At 60.2% G+C, this 17,098-nt stretch carries 20 protein-coding genes; 11 read left to right on the top strand and 9 right to left on the bottom strand.

Annotation, left to right across the window (positions count from 1 at the left end; translation table 11 throughout):
- Positions 1-142: 142 nt before the first annotated feature.
- Entirely contained in the window at positions 143-367 is a 225-nt protein-coding gene (locus CCGE531_RS09865) for a DUF1127 domain-containing protein (protein WP_120663989.1), read from the bottom strand.
- Positions 368-469: 102 nt separating this feature from the next.
- On the opposite strand from CCGE531_RS09865, the gene CCGE531_RS09860 reads away from it, so the two are divergent.
- On the top strand, positions 470-1,360 hold the full coding sequence (locus CCGE531_RS09860; RefSeq protein WP_205586480.1) for a LysR family transcriptional regulator: 891 nt from the start codon (positions 470-472) through the stop codon (positions 1,358-1,360).
- A 42-nt stretch (positions 1,361-1,402) separates the two neighbouring features.
- Here CCGE531_RS09860 and CCGE531_RS09855 read toward each other — a convergent pair whose 3' ends face one another.
- On the bottom strand, positions 1,403-2,059 hold the full coding sequence (locus CCGE531_RS09855) for a dihydrofolate reductase family protein (RefSeq protein WP_120666686.1): 657 nt from the start codon (positions 2,057-2,059) through the stop codon (positions 1,403-1,405).
- Between the two features lie 226 nt (positions 2,060-2,285).
- On the opposite strand from CCGE531_RS09855, the gene CCGE531_RS09850 reads away from it, so the two are divergent.
- The 6 genes from CCGE531_RS09850 (at position 2,286) to CCGE531_RS09825 (ending at position 9,162) form a co-directional block, all read left to right on the top strand.
- Positions 2,286-4,178 carry an ABC transporter ATP-binding protein gene (locus tag CCGE531_RS09850; protein WP_120663987.1) on the top strand — a complete coding sequence of 631 codons (1,893 nt, stop codon included), beginning with the start codon at positions 2,286-2,288 and terminating at the stop codon, positions 4,176-4,178.
- Between the two features lie 2 nt (positions 4,179-4,180).
- A complete protein-coding gene (locus tag CCGE531_RS09845) occupies positions 4,181-6,082 on the top strand; it encodes an ABC transporter ATP-binding protein (RefSeq protein WP_120663986.1) in 1,902 nt (633 codons plus the stop codon).
- Positions 6,083-6,118: 36 nt separating this feature from the next.
- Complete coding sequence (locus tag CCGE531_RS09840; protein WP_120663985.1) at positions 6,119-6,709, top strand: NAD(P)H-dependent oxidoreductase; 591 nt, start codon at positions 6,119-6,121, stop codon at positions 6,707-6,709.
- 183 nt (positions 6,710-6,892) lie between these two features.
- Positions 6,893-7,399, top strand: coding sequence for a helix-turn-helix domain-containing protein (locus CCGE531_RS09835; RefSeq protein WP_120663984.1), 507 nt, complete (start codon positions 6,893-6,895; stop codon positions 7,397-7,399).
- 17 nt (positions 7,400-7,416) lie between these two features.
- A complete protein-coding gene (gene fabF / locus CCGE531_RS09830; protein WP_120663983.1) occupies positions 7,417-8,682 on the top strand; it encodes a beta-ketoacyl-ACP synthase II in 1,266 nt (421 codons plus the stop codon).
- Between the two features lie 57 nt (positions 8,683-8,739).
- Positions 8,740-9,162: a DUF4864 domain-containing protein gene (locus CCGE531_RS09825; protein ID WP_120663982.1), complete on the top strand. Its 423-nt coding sequence runs from the start codon at positions 8,740-8,742 to the stop codon at positions 9,160-9,162.
- A 132-nt stretch (positions 9,163-9,294) separates the two neighbouring features.
- On the opposite strand, the gene CCGE531_RS09820 is transcribed toward CCGE531_RS09825, so the two are convergent.
- From CCGE531_RS09820 to coaD, 7 genes are all read right to left on the bottom strand, one after another.
- Complete coding sequence (locus tag CCGE531_RS09820; protein ID WP_120663981.1) at positions 9,295-10,158, bottom strand: cell wall hydrolase; 864 nt, start codon at positions 10,156-10,158, stop codon at positions 9,295-9,297.
- Between the two features lie 296 nt (positions 10,159-10,454).
- Positions 10,455-10,838 carry a VOC family protein gene (locus tag CCGE531_RS09815; RefSeq protein ID WP_120663980.1) on the bottom strand — a complete coding sequence of 128 codons (384 nt, stop codon included), beginning with the start codon at positions 10,836-10,838 and terminating at the stop codon, positions 10,455-10,457.
- A 241-nt stretch (positions 10,839-11,079) separates the two neighbouring features.
- Positions 11,080-12,210, bottom strand: coding sequence for a tRNA guanosine(34) transglycosylase Tgt (tgt, locus tag CCGE531_RS09810; protein ID WP_120663979.1), 1,131 nt, complete (start codon positions 12,208-12,210; stop codon positions 11,080-11,082).
- Between the two features lie 6 nt (positions 12,211-12,216).
- On the bottom strand, positions 12,217-13,302 hold the full coding sequence (gene queA / locus CCGE531_RS09805; protein ID WP_120663978.1) for a tRNA preQ1(34) S-adenosylmethionine ribosyltransferase-isomerase QueA: 1,086 nt from the start codon (positions 13,300-13,302) through the stop codon (positions 12,217-12,219).
- Between the two features lie 88 nt (positions 13,303-13,390).
- Positions 13,391-13,900 (bottom strand): peptidylprolyl isomerase, encoded by a 510-nt coding sequence (locus CCGE531_RS09800; RefSeq protein ID WP_120663977.1) that lies wholly within the window; start codon positions 13,898-13,900, stop codon positions 13,391-13,393.
- A 133-nt stretch (positions 13,901-14,033) separates the two neighbouring features.
- The gene (locus CCGE531_RS09795) at positions 14,034-14,606 is read right to left on the bottom strand and encodes a peptidylprolyl isomerase (protein WP_120663976.1); all 573 of its coding nucleotides are present in this window, start codon (positions 14,604-14,606) and stop codon (positions 14,034-14,036) included.
- 30 nt (positions 14,607-14,636) lie between these two features.
- Entirely contained in the window at positions 14,637-15,149 is a 513-nt protein-coding gene (coaD, locus tag CCGE531_RS09790; RefSeq protein ID WP_120663975.1) for a pantetheine-phosphate adenylyltransferase, read from the bottom strand.
- Between the two features lie 201 nt (positions 15,150-15,350).
- Here coaD and CCGE531_RS09785 point away from each other — a divergent pair, with 201 nt between their 5' ends.
- The 4 genes from CCGE531_RS09785 to CCGE531_RS09780 all read left to right on the top strand — a co-directional run bounded on the left by CCGE531_RS09785 (position 15,351) and on the right by CCGE531_RS09780 (position 17,086).
- On the top strand, positions 15,351-15,575 hold the full coding sequence (locus CCGE531_RS09785; protein ID WP_245459036.1) for a hypothetical protein: 225 nt from the start codon (positions 15,351-15,353) through the stop codon (positions 15,573-15,575).
- Between the two features lie 91 nt (positions 15,576-15,666).
- Positions 15,667-15,825: a hypothetical protein gene (locus CCGE531_RS34220; RefSeq protein WP_162943881.1), complete on the top strand. Its 159-nt coding sequence runs from the start codon at positions 15,667-15,669 to the stop codon at positions 15,823-15,825.
- A 40-nt stretch (positions 15,826-15,865) separates the two neighbouring features.
- On the top strand, positions 15,866-16,000 hold the full coding sequence (locus CCGE531_RS35185; protein ID WP_281023965.1) for a hypothetical protein: 135 nt from the start codon (positions 15,866-15,868) through the stop codon (positions 15,998-16,000).
- A 195-nt stretch (positions 16,001-16,195) separates the two neighbouring features.
- Entirely contained in the window at positions 16,196-17,086 is an 891-nt protein-coding gene (locus tag CCGE531_RS09780; RefSeq protein ID WP_120666684.1) for an NAD(P)-dependent oxidoreductase, read from the top strand.
- The last annotated feature ends 12 nt before the right edge of the window (positions 17,087-17,098 follow it).

The following is a 17,098-nucleotide window of genomic DNA, read 5'->3' as shown; positions in this document are numbered from 1 at the left end:
ATTGCTGTGCACCGAAGCCGGGATCATCCGGAACGCCGGCCCTGCCCGACCCAAGGATCAGCCCTGCATGGTCCCGTCGATGCAAACAACAGCGTCATGCGGCCCTTCTCCGGAACTTTCCCATCACGCAACTCCGGGCCATTCAGCTCCAGAACCATGATTTGCCGACCTCGGTTCGCGCTTCGGCGCGCGTCATGCCGATATCGCGAAGCTGATCGTCGGTCAGGTCGCGCAGGTCCCATCTTGTTTCGCGCTTTTCGAGATAGGCCAGAAATTTCGTAAGCGCCGCTCGCAGAAATCCTGGCTTTCGCCACCCCCTGCCCGAGCCAGCCGCCGCCGGCATTGTTCTATCGATATCGATCGTCATCTTCGTGCTCCTTAGACCCGCATCAACATGGCTTCAGGATGCACTGGTATTGGCAACGAATGAAGCTTATGATCTTTATGCAATCCATAAGGAATTCTTCTGATGCTCAATCTGGATCAGCTCGCCGCCTTTATCAGCGTCGTCGATCTCGGCAGCTTCACCGCCGCGGCCGACAGGGCCGGGCTGACGCAACCGGCCGTCAGCCTGCAGGTGAAGCTTCTGGAGCAGCGCCTCGGCGTGAAACTGATCGAGCGTGCCGGTCGGCGGGCGCAGCCATCGCCGGCCGGCATCGATCTGCTTCCGCATGCGCGCCGCGTCATCGAAGCCTGCTCCATGGCGGAAGAGGCGATGATGCCGTTTCGCGAGGGGTCGGTCGGCCGCGTGCGGATCGGCAGCGGCGGCACTGCCTCGATCCGCCTGCTGCCCCGCGCCATCGCCATGGCGAAGAAGCGGATGCCCGATCTCGAGATCATCGTCCGCATCGGCAATATTGCAGAGATTCTGCGCGATCTCGAAGCCAATGCGCTTGACCTCGCAGTCGTCGCCCTGCCCGCCGCCGGTCGTTCCCTCGAAGTCGAACCATTCCATGACGACGAGCTTTTGGCCGTGGCGCCGAAGGGAAGCGTGATGCCGGATGGCGGACCGAATGTGGAATTCATGAAAGACAAGACGCTGCTGCTTTACGAAGGCGGCAACACGCGTCGCGCCACCGATGACTGGTTCGAGGCGGAAGGAGTCCGTCCCGAGCCGGCTATGGAGTTCGGAAGCGTCGAGGCCATCAAGGAGCTGGTCGCGGCGGGCCTCGGGTGGTCCATCCTCCCGGAAATGGCGCTGAAGCGCGACAGGTCGGACCTGCTGGTTACCTCGCCGCTCCGGCCGAGACTTGTTCGGCAACTCGGCATGGTGCTGCGCCGGGACAAGCATCTCACGAAAGGTCTTCGCGAAATCATGAAATCCCTTCGCGAATTTCGGACGGTCGAACATGCGATGTAGTCGTGGCGAGGCATCCTTCGACCGCCCCGACCATGCGACTGTCTATTTCCACCGCTTGCGGCGCTCGATCTCCTCTTCGGACGGATCCGGCCCGACGAAGGAACCCGTCTTCACCGGGCCGTCCGGCTGATAGGTGGCAAAGATGACGCCGGTCGGAGACGACCGGGTGCGCAGCAGTTTCATTGCGGCGGGAATCGCTCCGCCAGCGAACAGCTTCTTGCCACCGCCCAGCACGAGCGGAAAGATCATCAGGTTGAATTCATCGATCAGTCCGTGGCGCAGCAGGGTCTGAATGAAATCGCCGCTGCCCTGGATGAGGAGATCCGGCCCCTCGCCTGCTTTCAGCTCCTTGATCGCCGACACGACATCCTTGCCGAGGGACTGGCTCTTTCTCCATTTCAGCTCGACGTTGCCGCGCGTCGCAACATATTTGGTGACGCTATTAAATTTGGCGGCGATCGGATTGTCGTTGTCGATATAGGGCCAATAGGCGGCGAAAATATCATAGGTCTTGCGTCCGAGCAGCAGATCGAACGGCTTTTCGAACACTTCGAAGAGTGTCTTGAAGGTTTCTTCGTCGGCATAAGGGAATACCCAGCCGCCATATTTGAAACCGCCGGTCGGATCCTCATCCGGACCGCCGGGTGCCTGCATGACGCCGTCGAGGCTGATGAATGTGGCTGCTACGACCTTGCGCATGATATCCTCCTTGTCTGGCATTATGCCCGAAGGACGTCTCACCGGTTTCGACGCCGACATATCATCGATCTTTTTTGAACACGCAATCTAACGTTCGCGTGGGACTTGTGACCGATTGACTCTTGAACGTCGCCACGGAATCGGCGAAATTCATCCTATCAATACTTCCCCTGAGATACGAACCCGTCTGCGGGCCCGCCTCGTTTAAACATGCCTGGATAAAAGCGTGAGCAGCGATTCATCAAGAAGCGCGGCGCGGCCATTGGTTTCGCGCGCGCATATCAACGCGGTCGGCTGGGGCCAAGGCCTGTCGACGATCGTTCGCATCACCCATATGACGCTGCGCCACCCCTGGCAGACAAGCTTTGCCATAGGGGCTACTTTTGTAGCTGCAACGTTGCAGTTGACGATCCCCAGGCTTTTAGGGCGAGCCGTCGACCAGACACAAACGGCGGTTGCTGGCGGTGCCGCCGGCCAGATCGCAGAGAATGCGTTGCTGACGACCGCCCTGCTGCTGCTCGTCGTCAGCATCCTGCGCGGCCTGTTCACGATGGTGCAGAACTATTACAGCGAGTCCGTCGGCCACCATATGGGCTACGAGCTTCGCCTCGCCTGCTACGAGAAGATCCAGCAGCTCTCCTTCAGCTTCCACGACAAGGCCCATTCCGGCGATCTCATCACCGTCGGGCTGCTCGATCTGGAAGGTGTGCGCATGTATTTCTCGACCGCGCTGGTGCGCATGGTGCTGCTGACCATGCTGATCGGCGTCGGCGCCTACATGCTGCTTTCGACCGATGTGGCGCTTGGCCTGCTGGCCCTGAGCTTCGTGCCCTTCGTCGCATGGCGCTCTTCCGCCACGCAGTTGCGGTTGCGCTCGACATGGCTCGACCTGCAGGAACGGCTCTCGGTACTGACGCGCGTGATGGAGGAAAATCTCGGCGGCATCCGCGTCGTTCGCGCCTTCGCCGCGCAGGCGCACGAACTCATGAAGTTCGACCGTGCTTCGCACAACGCGCTGTCCCTCGCCCATAAGCGCGTCGGCATCCGCGTCGTCAATACCAGCGCCATGAACCTCTCCTTCTTCGTGTCGATGGGACTGGTGCTCTGGCTTGGCGGCCTCAAGGTTATCGCGGGCGAGATCAGCGTCGGCACGCTGGCCTCGTTCCTGACCTTCATGACCATCCTGCAGATGCCGGTGCGCCAGCTCGGCCTGATGGTGAATGCTTTTGCGCGCGCGTCGACCTGCGGATCACGCCTCTTTGCGCTGCTGGATCTCGATATCCCCATCAAGGACGCGCCGGATGCCAAGCCGCTTGTCGTGGCCGACGGTACGTTGCGTTTCGAGAATGTCGACTTCAACTATCCCGGCTCGGAAACACGGCCGGTGCTGAAGAATATCTGTTTCGAGGCAAAGCGCGGCGAGACGATCGGGATCGTTGGCCCGCCCGGCAGCGGCAAGTCCACCATCGCCCACCTCATTCCGCGCTTCTACGACGTCACGGCCGGACAGATCACACTCGACGGCCAGGATATCCGCAAGGCGACGCTGCAATCGCTGCGGCAGAACGTTGCCGTCGTGCAGCAGGATTCCTTCCTGTTCACGACGAGCATCGAGAACAACATCGCCTATGGTGACCCCTGGGCAAAGGAAACCCGCATCGAGCGCGCAGCGGAGTCGGCACAGCTGCATAATTACATTCTCGGCCTGCCGGGCGGCTACGGCACGGTTGTCGGCGAGCGCGGCGTATCGCTGTCCGGTGGCCAGCGCCAACGCCTGACGATCGCCCGCACGTTGATGCTGAAGCCGGCCGTGATGGTGTTCGACGATTCCACGGCGGCGATCGACGCGGCGACGGAGCAGCGTATCCGCAGCGCCATGAAGCGCTTTGCGCGGGATCGGGTGACGCTGATCGTCGCCCACAGGCTGAGTTCGCTGATGCATGCCGACCAGATTCTCTTCATCGAGGATGGCGAGATCGTCGAGCGTGGCACCCATGAGCAGCTGCTGGCCGCGGGAGGGCGGTACAAGGCGCTTTACGATCTGCAGGTTCGCCCGGAGGACGATGTCCTCAGGACATCCAGCGGCGGCACGCTCGAAAGGGCGAAAAGGGAGGTTTGACAATGTCGGAAATCATCGAAACCGAGCGCAATGACGTGCGCGAGGATGGTCGACGCCCTCCCCGAGCCGTGGTCGGCTCGCACCGGGTGGAAGAGGAAATCTTCGGCAAGGTCTTCGACACCAAGATCATTCGCCGCATCTGGGCCTTCGTCAGCCCCTATCACCGCCAGATCTATATTTCGGTCGCGGCCGTTCTGCTGTTCACCGGATCGCAGATCGTCATACCGCTTGTCATCCGCCATGCGATCGACAAGGCGATGGCACCCGGCGCCATCGACTACTCGGCGCTGTGGCTGTCCCTGACCATTTTCGCGGCGGCGATCCTCGTCAATTACGGCGCGAGCTATGTGCAGGAAACCTATGTCGGCCAAGTCGCGGAAGAGGTGCTGTTCGACATACGCCGTGCGATGTTTGCGCATCTGCAGCGCGTCTCGCTGTCCTTCATGGACAAAACGGAAGTCGGACGCTTGATGTCGCGCCTGCAGGGCGACGTTAACTCCATGCAGGAATTCCTTGAAACGTCCGTACTTTCCGTCGGCGACATAGCCCTGCTCTTCGGCATCGTCATCGTCATGCTGTCGCTCGATTTCCGGCTCGGCCTGCTGACGCTTTCCGTCATGCCGATCCTCTTCATCGTGCGGCTGTTCTGGCTGCCGAAGGCGCGCGTCGCCTTCATGAACGCGCATGAAACCAACTCCGTCACCAATGGCGCGCTGGCGGAAGCGATCCACGGCGTGCGCGCTGTTCAGGGCATGCATCGGCAAGGCGTCAACTTCTCCCTATTCGACGACAAGGCCCATGCCAATCTCCAGACGCATCTGACGGCGGCGCGCTATGCCCAGATCATGGTGCCGATCGTCGACACGCTGACCGGCATGGCGATGGCGATCGTCATCATCGTCGGTGGTTCGATGGTGCTGAACCATAGGCTCGATGTCGGCATCATGGTCGCCTTCCTGTTCTACATTCAGCGCTTCTTCGACCCCATCCGCTCGCTCACCATGCAATATTCGGTCATGCAGCGCGCCATGGCGTCCGGCCAGCGGCTGACCGAGGTGCTCGATGTGCCGATCGACATCAAGGATGCGCCAAACGCTGTCGAGCTTTCGCGCGACATGGATGGCTCGGTCGAATTCCGCGACGTCGTTTTCGGCTATAATCCCGAGCATCCCGTGCTGAAGAATGTCAGCTTCAGGGTCAATCCCGGTGAAACGGTGGCGCTGATCGGCCCGACGGGCTCGGGCAAGTCGAGCTCGATGGCGCTCATCCATCGCTTCTACGACGTCCAGCAGGGCCAGGTGCTGGTCGGCGGCCATGACGTAAGGTCCCTCACCCAGGACTCGCTCGGCCGGCAGATCGCCATGGTGCTGCAGGAGCCTTTCCTCTTCACCGGTACGGTGCTGGAGAACATCCGCTACAACAAGGCGGAAGCGACGCGCGAAGAGGTCATCGAAGCCGCCAAGGCTGTCGGCGCGCATGAATTCATCATGCGCCTGCCCGATGGCTACGACGCCGTTCTCGGCGAGCGTGGCGGCGGCCTTTCGCTCGGTCAGCGCCAGCTCGTCAGCTTCGCCCGCGCTCTCGTCGCAGACGCCAAGATCCTCGTGCTCGACGAAGCGACGGCGAATATCGACAGCTACACCGAAATGCTGATCCAGAAGGCATTGGTGAAGCTGCTTGAGGGACGCACCGGCCTCGTCATCGCCCATCGCCTGGCGACCATCCGCGAAGCCGACCGCATCATCGTGCTTCAAAACGGCCAGTTGCTTGAAAGCGGCAACCACAATCAGCTTATGGCGAATGGCAAACTCTATTCGAAGCTCTATAACCTCAACTATGCGTCCTTCGACGATATTCCGGAGGAGGAAGTCTCCGCTTCGGTGCCGGTGGAGTCGCGCACCTAGAGCATGTCGCGCAAAACTGTAAGGACATAATCACCAATGGCCGACAGTATTCTGGTTCTCTACGGTTCCTACCGGTCGGATCGCGTCGGCATCCGTCTCGCGAACTACCTCGTAACCGGCCTGGTTGAGCGTGGAAACGATGTGGAGCTGATCGATGCGAAAGCCGTTGGCCTACCGATGCTCGATCGGATGTACAAGGAATATCCCAAAGGTTCTGCGCCCCCGGCAATGGAGACGCTTGCCGAGAAAATTCGGGCTGCCGACGCCTTCGTTTTCGTCACCGGCGAATATAATTGGGGTATGCAACCCGGCCTCAAGAACCTGACCGATCATTACCTTGAGGAGTGGTTTTGGCGCCCGGCGGCAATTGCCAGCTACTCCGGCGGCCGCCTTTCCGGCGCACATGTGGCGGTCTCCTGGCATGGCACCCTTTCCGAGATGGGAATGGTCGTCATCTCAAGCACACTTGCCATCGCCAATATATCCGCCGCATTGGACATCGACAGCAAACCGACCGGGAGCGGAGGCGATGCACTTACGCGCGCTTTTCCCCGTTTTGCCGACGATCTTGCCTGGTGGACCGAGGCAGCAAAGCAGCAGCGCGTCCGCAAGGCACCGCCGTATTGAAAAATCAGGTGCGTGTGAGCAAGTAGCCGCCGGGGCGTCTCGTCTTGGTCGCCGACGCTTTGCCGCAGAGGTGCCTTTTCAAATTATTCCCGGCCCCTCACGAAACGACCAAATCTCGCGCTAGAAGATTGGGCATTTTGGTAACTTGCATAATGCTAGTTACTCATGCTATCTGCCCTGCCCATGCAAAGAACCAGCTTCAGCGCCTTCAAATGCCCCGCCGCCCGCGCGCTCGAAAGCGTCGGCGACTGGTGGAGCATCTTGATCCTGCGTGATGCGTTTCAAGGGTTGCGCCGCTTCGATGAATTCCAGAGGAATCTCGGCGTCGCGCCGAACATCCTGACGCGGCGGCTCAAGCATCTGACCGACGAAGGCCTGTTCGAGCGTCGTCTCTATAACGAGCGGCCGCCGCGCTACGAATATGTGCTGACCGACAAGGGCCGGGATTTCTTCCCCGTGCTGATGGCGCTGTTCACCTGGGGCAACCAGCATTTGCCTCCGGAAGAGGTCGCCATGCGGCTTGCCGATGCCAATACCGGCCGGGATCGCGACCCGCTTCTCATCGACCGCGTCACCGGCCACGCCTTTCAACCCGAAGACACGATCCTCGTGCCCGGACCGGCAGCCGATGACGCGGTTCATGACCGCATCGCCCAGATGAAGGCATGGTTTCTGGGCTTCGACGCCTGACATAAAAGGAGCAAGACATGGATCGTATCGTCGTTACCGGCATGGGGCTGGTTTCTCCCTTGGGCATGGGGGTCAATGCAAGCTGGAAACGGCTGATCGAGGGCCGCTCCGGTCTCAGGTTGCTGCCTGAGGAGATGGTGGGCGATCTCGCCGCCAAGGTCGGCGGCGTTGTCCCCGATATCGCGGAGGACCCCGAAGCCGGCTTCGACGTCGACCGCTACGTGCCCGTCAAAGACCAGAAGAAGATGGACCGCTTCATCCTCTTCGCGATGGCGGCCGCCGAGGAAGCAATCCTTCAGGCTGGCTGGCAGCCGACTGACGTTGGTGATCTGGAGCGGACCGCAACGGTGATCGCATCCGGCGTCGGCGGCTTTCCGGCCATTGCCGATGCGGTGCGCACAGCCGAAACAAAGGGCGTCCGGCGCCTGTCGCCCTTCACTATCCCGTCCTTCCTCGTCAATCTCGCCGCCGGCCAGGTGAGTATCCGCTACGGATACAAGGGACCACTCGGTGCACCGGTCACGGCCTGTGCCGCCAGCGTCCAGGCGATCGGCGATGCCGCGCGGCTGATCCGCGCCGGCGAGGCCGATGTCGCCATCTGCGGTGGTGCCGAGGCCTGCATCGACAAGGTAAGCCTTGGCGGCTTTGCCGCAGCGCGCGCGCTTTCGACAGGCTTCAGCAATCGGCCGGAAGAAGCGTCCCGTCCCTTCGACAATGGCCGTGACGGTTTCGTCATGGGCGAAGGCGCCGGCATGCTTGTCATCGAGACATTGGACCATGCGCTGGCGCGCGGCGCCACGCCGCTTGCCGAGCTCGTCGGCTATGGCACCGCCGCCGATGCCTATCACATGACCGCTGGGCCGGAAGACGGCGACGGCGCGCGCCGAGCGATGCTTGCCGCCCTTTCCCAAGCGCGAATTTCACCGGCCGAGGTCAAGCACCTGAACGCGCATGCGACGTCTACACCGGTCGGCGACCGTGGCGAGATGGAAGCCATCAAGACCGTCTTCGGCCGTGATGGTGCTATTGCCGTCAGCGGCACGAAGGCCGCAACAGGCCATCTTCTGGGTGCCGCCGGCGGCATGGAGGCGATCTTCACCATCATGGCGCTGCGCGACCAGATCGCTCCTCCGACCCGCAACCTGCAGGATCCGGATCCTGCGGCGGAGGGTATCGATATTGTAGGCGGCACTGCACGGCCGATGGCCATGGACTATGCGATCTCCAACGGCTTCGGCTTTGGCGGCGTCAATGCCAGCGCCCTCTTCCGCCGCTGGCAGTAACCGCTTCTGCTTGATATCAAAGCGCGCTATGCTCTTCCCATATGGCTGGGGTCGAACATGCGCGCTTTTTCCATAGCCGCTTTTCTCTGCTGCATCGCCTTCGCGCCGGCCGCTCACGCGGAAGATCCGGTGCAGACGGCACAGAGCCTCATCGAGCAACAGATAGAAGCTTTTCTGCACGATGACGCGGCGACGGCCTATTCCTTCGCGGCGCCTGGCATCAAGGCGCTCTTTCCGGATAAGGACGGCTTCTTTGCCATGGTGAAGAAGAGCTATCAGCCGGTCTACCACCCCGGCAACTATGCCTTCGGCAAGAGCCGCGCGATCGACAACGGCGCGGTCGTCTATCAGGAAGTGCTGATCACGGGCACCGACGACAAGGACTGGACCGCGATCTATCAGATAACCCGTCAGCCTGATGGCAGCTACAAGATCAATGGCGTGCAGATCCTCTCAACGGCGACGAGCGAAGGCATCTAACAGCTGCGATGTCCCCGAATGAAAACAGCGCGCCTCTCATGGAGAAACGCGCTGTTCGATAGCTTTGGTTGTTTTTACGCATTCCGTACGGAAAACCGCTGCACACCTTTCCTGGAGACGCTCCAGGCGTTACTAGCCGCGAATTCTGGGCGAAGCGCTGCCTTCGAATTCCGGTCGCGCCTGCGGAATGACGACCGTCGATGCGGGCATCGGCGTATTCGTGAACGTGTTGTCATCATTCGAAAGTGGTCCCGAAATCGCCATGGTCGTCGGCGCCGGCGTCGGGATGGGAACCGCGGCCGGAATGGCGACGGTCGCCGGCATCGTTACCATCGGGTTCGAGACTGGCGTGAAGGCCATAACGGACGAAGCCGGCTGCGTTTCCGGCAGTACGAACGGAGATTGTGGCGCGCCTTGCGCGGGCACGTAATTCATCGCGACCTCATAGGCCGGAAGCGGCGCAGGCGTCTGCAATTCGCCATCCCGGCCACGCTTCTCATAAAATGCGTTGCCGCCGGCATAAGCGACATAATGCATATTGTCGTAGGGGAACCTCAGGCCTTCGGTATGGAAGAACATCGCGTCCTTCACCTGGGGATGACGTTCGCCACGCAAGATAGCCGAAGCCGCGGATTCCAGATCGATCTTCGCCTGATCCTTGACTTCCCTGGTCATCACACCCGGAGCGAACTGCTTTTCCTGGGAGACCACGCCACAGATCGTGGGCGGATAGGCGCCGGAGGTCAGCCGGTTCATCACGACCGATCCGACAGCCATGTAACCGCTGGGATCGGAACGTTCCGACTCGAAATACATCGCGCGTTCGAGACAGTCCTTGTCCTTGGTCGTGTAGTTGTATGTCACTTTCGCGCCACGAATGGGCTTGGTGGTTTTGCTGGGGGTGGTCGTCTTCTGCGTCGTCGTGCAGCTGGTGGCCGCCAGACCGACAACCAATAGCCCTGAAAGACATGCCCCGAATTTGCGTTGCGCCCTCAACGGCAAGTGCCTCCTATTTTCGGTAGTACAGCCCTTATCGATCAAGAGAATGCGTTTTAGCCGGATTTTTTTGAAATTCCAAGCCTTACGCAATCAAATCGGCCAATGACATACATCAATGGCGGAAGGACCGTTTATTCCGATTCGCTATTTTTCCCAATGCTTTATCGTCAAAAAGCCCATTATGAGACATGACTGAAGACAGAAATTGCCTGCGGCAAGCCCGTTCCAGCCAATTCAAAACGACGTCAGTTAGGGATAGCAATCAATCGATAATAAAGGATTTACCAAACGGATTAACCGCTTGGGCGCCATCCGACCTCGATGAGGATTCGCCCCGGCGCGAAGCAGTAAAACAGCCATCCGCCACGGATCGCAGCCGGCGGCTGCCAGATCTCGTGGCCCGCCGCCTTGATCTTTTCATACTGCGCATCGACCGCCTCGCTGGACGGCAGAATGAAGCCGATATGATAGGTGTTGCGGCCAACCATAAGCGTATCGGCGCCTCCGAATTTCTCGACCGGGCGACTAATGACCAGCTCAAGGCCGGCATCATCGTGCAGGATGGCCAGACCGTTCGCGCCGCGCGTCTCGACCTCGGTCAGGCCGAATGCAGCAACGAAAAAATCCCGGGTCGCGCCGACATCGGGCACATGCAAATCGAGGTGGTTCAGTCTCATGACAGCTCCAGGGGTTTTCCCGCGGAGACATGTCGGTCAAAAGCCCACGTCAACGCGGGACACTCGGCCACCATGGCCAAGTTCCGCGTCGTGGGTTCTCACGCCGATGGCGCGGAGCAGAACTTCCTGATGGAAGGGGTCGGGCTTACCGAAACCGACCCTGCCTTTTCCGACGATTCCCGATAGCGTGAAATCGCTTTGCGGACAAGCGAAGCAAGCCGGGAGCAGGCGCAATCGACTATCAAACCGGCTCGAGATCGCCCCTCGCCCAATTCTCCTGCGTTTCGGCCATAAAATCGGCGAAACGGCCTTCGGCAATCGCCTGGCGGATGCCCTGCATCAGTTCCTGGTAGTAAGCGAGATTGTGCCAGGACAGCAGCATGCCGCCGAGCGCTTCGTTGGCACGGACGAGATGATGCAGATACGCGCGGGAATAATCGTGCGAGGCCGGGCAGCTGGACTGCTCGTCGAGCGGGCGCATGTCTTCGGCATGACGGGCGTTGCGGATATTCACCTTGCCGCGACGGGTGAAGGCCAATCCGTGACGGCCCGAGCGGGTCGGCATCACGCAGTCGAACATGTCGATACCGCGGGCGACGGATTTCAGGATATCGTCGGGGGTGCCGACGCCCATCAGATAGCGCGGCTTCTCCGTCGGCAGCTCTGGCAAGGTGATATCGAGCATGCGCAGCATGACCTCCTGCGGCTCGCCGACGGCAAGGCCGCCGACCGCATAGCCCTTCAGGTCCATGCCGCTCAGCGCCTGCGCGGAGCGGACGCGCAGCTCCGGGACGTCGCCGCCCTGGACGATACCGAACATCGCCTTGCCGGGCTGATTGCCGAAAGCCGTCTTGCAGCGCTCCGCCCAGCGCAGCGACATTTCCATGGCGCGCTCGATTTCCTTCGGCGTCGCCGGCAAGGCGACGCATTCATCGAGCTGCATCTGGATATCGGAGCCGAGCAATCCTTGAATCTCGATCGACCGCTCCGGCGACATGTGATGCAGGCTGCCATCGACATGCGATTTGAAGGTGACGCCCTGCTCGTCCAATTTCCGCAGGCCGGACAGCGACATTACCTGGAAACCGCCGGAATCGGTGAGGATCGGGTGCGGCCAGCGGATCAGCTCGTGCAAGCCGCCGAGGCGGGCGACACGTTCGGCGGTCGGGCGCAGCATCAGATGGTAGGTATTGCCCAGAATGATATCCGCGCCGGTTTCGCGCACCTGGTCGAGATACATGGCCTTGACCGTGCCGACCGTGCCGACCGGCATGAAGGCCGGCGTGCGGATCGTGCCGCGCGGCATGGAGACTTCGCCGAGGCGCGCGCCGCCATCGGTCTTCTTTAATTGAAACTGAAAGCTCTCGCTCATTTCGTCCTAGTCTTTCCGGTAGAGCAGGCTGCCATCGCCATAGGAATAGAAGCGATAGCCCGTCTCGATAGCATGGGTATAGGCCGCGCGCATCGCATCGAGGCCAGCAAAGGCCGATACGAGCATGAACAATGTCGAGCGCGGCAGGTGAAAGTTGGTCATCAGCATATCCACGGCCTTGAAGCGGTAGCCGGGCGTGATGAAAATGCCGGTGGCACCCTGCCAGGGCTGGATGGTACCATCGTCGGCGGTGGCACTTTCGATCAATCTCAGCGACGTGGTACCGACGCAGACGATGCGCCCGCCCCTCGCCTTGACGGCATTGAGCCGGCCGGCAGTTTGGGCATCGACATAGCCGATTTCGAAATGCATCTTGTGATCGTCGGTATCGTCGGCTTTGACAGGCAGAAAAGTGCCGGCACCAACATGCAGCGTCACGAAATGCCGTTCGACACCCAGGTCATCGAGCGCTGCAAACAGGGATGGCGTGAAATGCAGGCCGGCGGTCGGTGCGGCGACGGCGCCCTCTTCCCGCGCGTAGATCGTCTGGTAATCGGCGCGATCGCGCTCGTCTTCCGGGCGCTTCGCCGCGATGTAGGGCGGCAGGGGAATATGACCCACCGCCGCGATCGCCTCATCCAGCGACGGACCGGACAGATCGAACCGCAGGGTGATCTCTCCGCCCTCGCCCTTTTCCTCGACCGTTGCATCGAGCGAGCCGAGCGCGCAGACATTTTCGCCATGACCGAACTGGATGCGATCGCCGGTCTTGATGCGTTTCCCGGGCTTGGCAAAGGCCTTCCAGCGATCAGGTGCGGCGCGCATATGCAAGGTCGCCGAGACCTGCTGGCCGGGCGCACCTTCGCGATGACGAATGCCTTCCAGCTGCGCCGGTATCACCTTGGTATCGTTGAAGACCACGGCATCGCCAGGACGCAGGAAGGATGGGAGATCCCGCACCAGATGGTCGCTCAGCGTATTGGCGCCGTTGTTCGGATCGACGACGAGCAGGCGCGCGCTATCGCGCGGCTCGGCGGGCCTGAGCGCGATACGCTCATCCGGCAAATCGAAATCGAAAAGGTCAACACGCATTCAAGTCGTCCAGGCAGTTCATTCAGGCAAAGCGAAACCCGCCCCTCACGCCATAAGCGCAAGAGGCGGGTTTCAGGAATAATCACGATCAGACGTCGGCGGCAACCCGCGCGGATACGATCGAATCCGGATCCTTCACCGGTTCGCCGCGCTTGATCTGGTCGACGACTTCCATGCCGGAGATGACCTGACCCCAAACGGAGTACTGCTTGTTCAGCCACGGAGCGTCGGCAAAGCAGATGAAGAACTGCGAGTTGGCCGAGTTCGGGTTCTGAGAGCGGGCCATGGAGCAGGTGCCGCGTATATGCGAGGTCGCGGAAAATTCGGCCTTCAGATCCGGCTTGGAGGAGCCGCCCATGCCGGCGCGGCCAGGATTGAAGGTTTCGCTGCCCTGCTTGCCGAACTGCACGTCGCCGGTCTGCGCCATGAAGCCATCGATGACGCGATGGAAGACGACGCCGTCATAGGCCTTCTCGCGAGCGAGTTCCTTGACGCGGGCGACATGTTCGGGAGCGACCTGCGGCAGAAGCTGAATGACAACCTGGCCCTTGGTGGTTTCCAGGATGAGGGTGTTTTCTGGATCCTTGATCTCAGCCATGTTCGTTTCCTCTTCTCTCTTCTTGATTGCACATGATCCCGAAACAGCATCGTGCTTTCGGGATCATGTCGCTGGCCTCGGCATGATCTTGTCCAAAAACCGCATCGCACTTTTTGGAATCATGCCTGTGAAATTACTTCTTGGTGACAGTGACCTTGATCATCTTGTCCGGATTGCTCACTTCGCCGTTCTGGCCTTCGCCACGCTTGATCTTGTCGACAAGCTCCATGCCGGAGATGACCTTGCCGACGACCGTGTACTGGCCGTTCAGGAAATCGCCGTTGCCGAACATGATGAAGAACTGCGAATTGGCCGAGTTCGGATCCTGAGCGCGCGCCATGCCGAGAGTGCCGCGCTGGAACGGAACCTTCGAGAATTCGGCCGGAAGGTTCGGCAAGTCGGAGCCGCCGGTGCCGGCCTTGTTGGGATCATAGCCCTTCGTCGCATTGCCGTACTGGACGTCGCCGGTCTGGGCCATGAAGCCATCGATGACGCGGTGGAAGACGACGTTGTCGTAAGCACCCTTCTTTGCCAGCGCTTCGATCTGCGCGACATGCTTCGGCGCAACTTCGGGCATCAACTGAATGACGACCGGGCCGTCCTTGAGCTGGATCGTCAGGAGATCGGCGGCCGCGGCCGAGATTGCGCTGCCTGCGAAGGCGGCAAGGCTCAAAGCGCCTGCCAATGCGATATGAAAGAGTTTCATGGGTGCTCCGTTCGGAAAATGAATTTTGGCTCAGTTTTTGACGCTGGCCGCATCTTTGAGTTTGCCGGTCAGGGCTTCCAGAACCGCTGACGGTACGAAGGCGCTGACATCGCCGCCCATGGATGCGATCTGCCGCACCAATGTGGCGGTTATAGGCCGCGAGGCCGTGCCGGCGGGCAGAAACAGCGTCTGGATATCCGGCGCCATCTGCCGGTTCATGCCGGCCATCTGCATTTCATAGTCGAGATCGGTGCCATCGCGCAGACCGCGCACGAGCAAGGTCGCGCCATGGGTGCGGGCGGCATCGACGACCAGATTGTCGAAGGCGACAACGGAAATGGCATTCGCCTTCTGCGGCAGAGCCTCGGCGAGCGATCCGCGGATCAGTTCCGCCCGCTCCTCGAAGGAGAAGAGCGGTTTCTTGCCGGGGTGAACGCCGATCGCGACGATCACCTTCGAGGCGACGTTCAACGCCTGCACAAGGACATCCAGATGTCCGTTAGTCATCGGGTCGAAGGATCCGGGATAAAAGGCTGTCGTCATACCAAGCCGGCTCGTTGTTTTGACGCCTTTTGTCACGGATGAGGCCGCATCGCAAGTCATTTGCAACCCAAGGACCGCCTCTGAACACCGGATGAACGCGACGTTCAAGCCTGTTTCAGCTCGACAATGCTTTACTGGCTTCAACATCGAAACGGGCCTGGTCAAACGGCTCGCCGATCTTCGTCTCAGGGAAATCATGCCATGCTTGTCTTCATTATCGCAGGCGCCATCGTCGGTTCATTTTTCGTCGAATATCTCGTTCATCTTGTCGCCGACAATTATGAGGTCGAATGGGATTCCTCCCTGGAAAACGGTAAAGACGTCGATTTTGCCCAAGAAATCGCCACTGCCATGCGCAAGACGCATCGCGAATCTGAACGCCAGATGAACAAGGTATTCAAGGTCGCTTCAGGCGCGCATTGCTAGATAGCCCTCAAGATCGGCGGAACCATTTAGGAAACGCCGCGTTAACAGTCCGAAACTCAGTTCGCACATTGCGGCAAGAAGGAAAAAGTGTATGCCCGACAAGATCACCCTCATTAACGTTGTTTGGATGGCCATGATTTCGGGAATGCTCGCGGCAACCGTTGCGCTTTACGATCAGAAACCCGACCAGTCGAAGGTCTACGGTCCCTTTGCTTCGGCTCGTCCCTTCGTTGCCACGAGCCAATACTAAAGGGATCTGAACGCTAGTCCCACCAAAGGAGGGAGCGATCATGTTCACAATTTTGACGCTGCTTACACTTTTCATCAGCATCATGTTTATCGTGTCAGTCGCATCCACCATTTCGGCGCTCCATCGCGAGAGCGAAGAGAGCAAGAGATTGCATAAGCGTCACAAGACGCTCTGATTTCCGCGTACCGAGCATCCTCTCCCCGCCAGATGCTCGGATGGATCATGAACCGGACGCTACCCCGCCAGCGTCCGGTTTTTTATTGCCGATACATTGACCCCTCAGATCCTTTCGCCGCTCTGCAAGCATCTGATCTTGCGCCAAGAAGCGCGGCAATCGTGCTATGATGGGCCAGTTCATCAGGGGATCGCCATGCGCATTGTTCTGACAGGCAGTTCAGGGCGGCTTGGTCGGGCGATCTTCAACGTGCTGGCGGCCAATCACTCGGTCGTAGGCATCGATCGCTCGCCGTTTTCGACGACGCATCTACTTGGAGATTTTACGGATGCGGTGCTACTGCGCCAGGCGCTGACGGATGCGGATGCAATCGTCCATTGCGCGGCGCTGCACGCTCCACATGTCGCAGCGATCCCTGATGACGAATTTCGCCGCATCAACGTGGACGGGACGCGTTTCCTGGCTGAAGTGTCTCTGGCGGCCGGCGTGAAGCGACTGGTGTTTACGAGCACGACGGCGCTTTATGGCCATGCAGCCGCTCCCGGCCGCTGCACATGGATCGATGAAGACGCCGTGCCGCAACCAAAAAGCATCTATCACCGCACGAAACTGGATGCCGAAAGGATCCTGGCGGATATGGCCAGTCCGGATCTGCAGGTGCGCGTTTTGCGCATGTCTCGGAGTTTTCCGGAACCAGCCAATGTGATGGCCGCCTACCGCCTGCATCGCGGCGTCGATATCCGGGACGTCGCGGATGCCCATGTCGCGGCATTGACGAACGGCGGCGAAGATTTTCAGCGGCATATCGTTTCCGCCAGCACGCTGTTCAAACCGGAAGATTGCGAGGCGCTCGCGGTCGACGCAGCCTCCGTCATCCGATTGCGCGCTCCGGGCCTTGCCGCAAAATTTGCGCAGCGAAACTGGCCTCTGCCGCAAAGCATCGATCGGGTCTACGCCTCGAAATCTGCAGGCACGGTCCTCGGATGGCATTTCCGATTTGGCTACGACGAGATTCTCGCACAGCTGGATCGGGAAAGCCTGGAAGTTCTGACGCCCGTCTCCCGAAGCAATAGGCAGCCCGAATAGAGTCTGCCGCGA

The sequence above is a fragment of the Rhizobium sp. CCGE531 genome (genome assembly GCF_003627795.1).
Lineage (GTDB): Bacteria > Pseudomonadota > Alphaproteobacteria > Rhizobiales > Rhizobiaceae > Rhizobium.
This window is presented reverse-complemented; position numbering and strand designations above follow the sequence as displayed.

What these genes read in the sequence shown, in the direction of transcription:
- CCGE531_RS09835 (WP_120663984.1), top strand. Translation starts at nt 6,893, where the DNA reads ATGCAAAGAACCAGCTTCAGCGCCTTCAAATGCCCCGCCGCCCGCGCG.
- tgt (WP_120663979.1), bottom strand. Translation starts at nt 12,210, where the DNA reads ATGAGCGAGAGCTTTCAGTTTCAATTAAAGAAGACCGATGGCGGCGCG.
- CCGE531_RS34220 (WP_162943881.1), top strand. Translation starts at nt 15,667, where the DNA reads ATGCCCGACAAGATCACCCTCATTAACGTTGTTTGGATGGCCATGATT.
- CCGE531_RS09840 (WP_120663985.1), top strand. Translation starts at nt 6,119, where the DNA reads ATGGCCGACAGTATTCTGGTTCTCTACGGTTCCTACCGGTCGGATCGC.
- fabF (WP_120663983.1), top strand. Translation starts at nt 7,417, where the DNA reads ATGGATCGTATCGTCGTTACCGGCATGGGGCTGGTTTCTCCCTTGGGC.
- CCGE531_RS35185 (WP_281023965.1), top strand. Translation starts at nt 15,866, where the DNA reads ATGTTCACAATTTTGACGCTGCTTACACTTTTCATCAGCATCATGTTT.
- CCGE531_RS09780 (WP_120666684.1), top strand. Translation starts at nt 16,196, where the DNA reads ATGCGCATTGTTCTGACAGGCAGTTCAGGGCGGCTTGGTCGGGCGATC.
- CCGE531_RS09800 (WP_120663977.1), bottom strand. Translation starts at nt 13,900, where the DNA reads ATGGCTGAGATCAAGGATCCAGAAAACACCCTCATCCTGGAAACCACC.
- queA (WP_120663978.1), bottom strand. Translation starts at nt 13,302, where the DNA reads ATGCGTGTTGACCTTTTCGATTTCGATTTGCCGGATGAGCGTATCGCG.
- CCGE531_RS09795 (WP_120663976.1), bottom strand. Translation starts at nt 14,606, where the DNA reads ATGAAACTCTTTCATATCGCATTGGCAGGCGCTTTGAGCCTTGCCGCC.
- CCGE531_RS09855 (WP_120666686.1), bottom strand. Translation starts at nt 2,059, where the DNA reads ATGCGCAAGGTCGTAGCAGCCACATTCATCAGCCTCGACGGCGTCATG.
- coaD (WP_120663975.1), bottom strand. Translation starts at nt 15,149, where the DNA reads ATGACGACAGCCTTTTATCCCGGATCCTTCGACCCGATGACTAACGGA.
- CCGE531_RS09860 (WP_205586480.1), top strand. Translation starts at nt 470, where the DNA reads ATGCTCAATCTGGATCAGCTCGCCGCCTTTATCAGCGTCGTCGATCTC.
- CCGE531_RS09845 (WP_120663986.1), top strand. Translation starts at nt 4,181, where the DNA reads ATGTCGGAAATCATCGAAACCGAGCGCAATGACGTGCGCGAGGATGGT.
- CCGE531_RS09865 (WP_120663989.1), bottom strand. Translation starts at nt 367, where the DNA reads ATGACGATCGATATCGATAGAACAATGCCGGCGGCGGCTGGCTCGGGC.
- CCGE531_RS09785 (WP_245459036.1), top strand. Translation starts at nt 15,351, where the DNA reads ATGCTTGTCTTCATTATCGCAGGCGCCATCGTCGGTTCATTTTTCGTC.
- CCGE531_RS09825 (WP_120663982.1), top strand. Translation starts at nt 8,740, where the DNA reads ATGCGCGCTTTTTCCATAGCCGCTTTTCTCTGCTGCATCGCCTTCGCG.
- CCGE531_RS09815 (WP_120663980.1), bottom strand. Translation starts at nt 10,838, where the DNA reads ATGAGACTGAACCACCTCGATTTGCATGTGCCCGATGTCGGCGCGACC.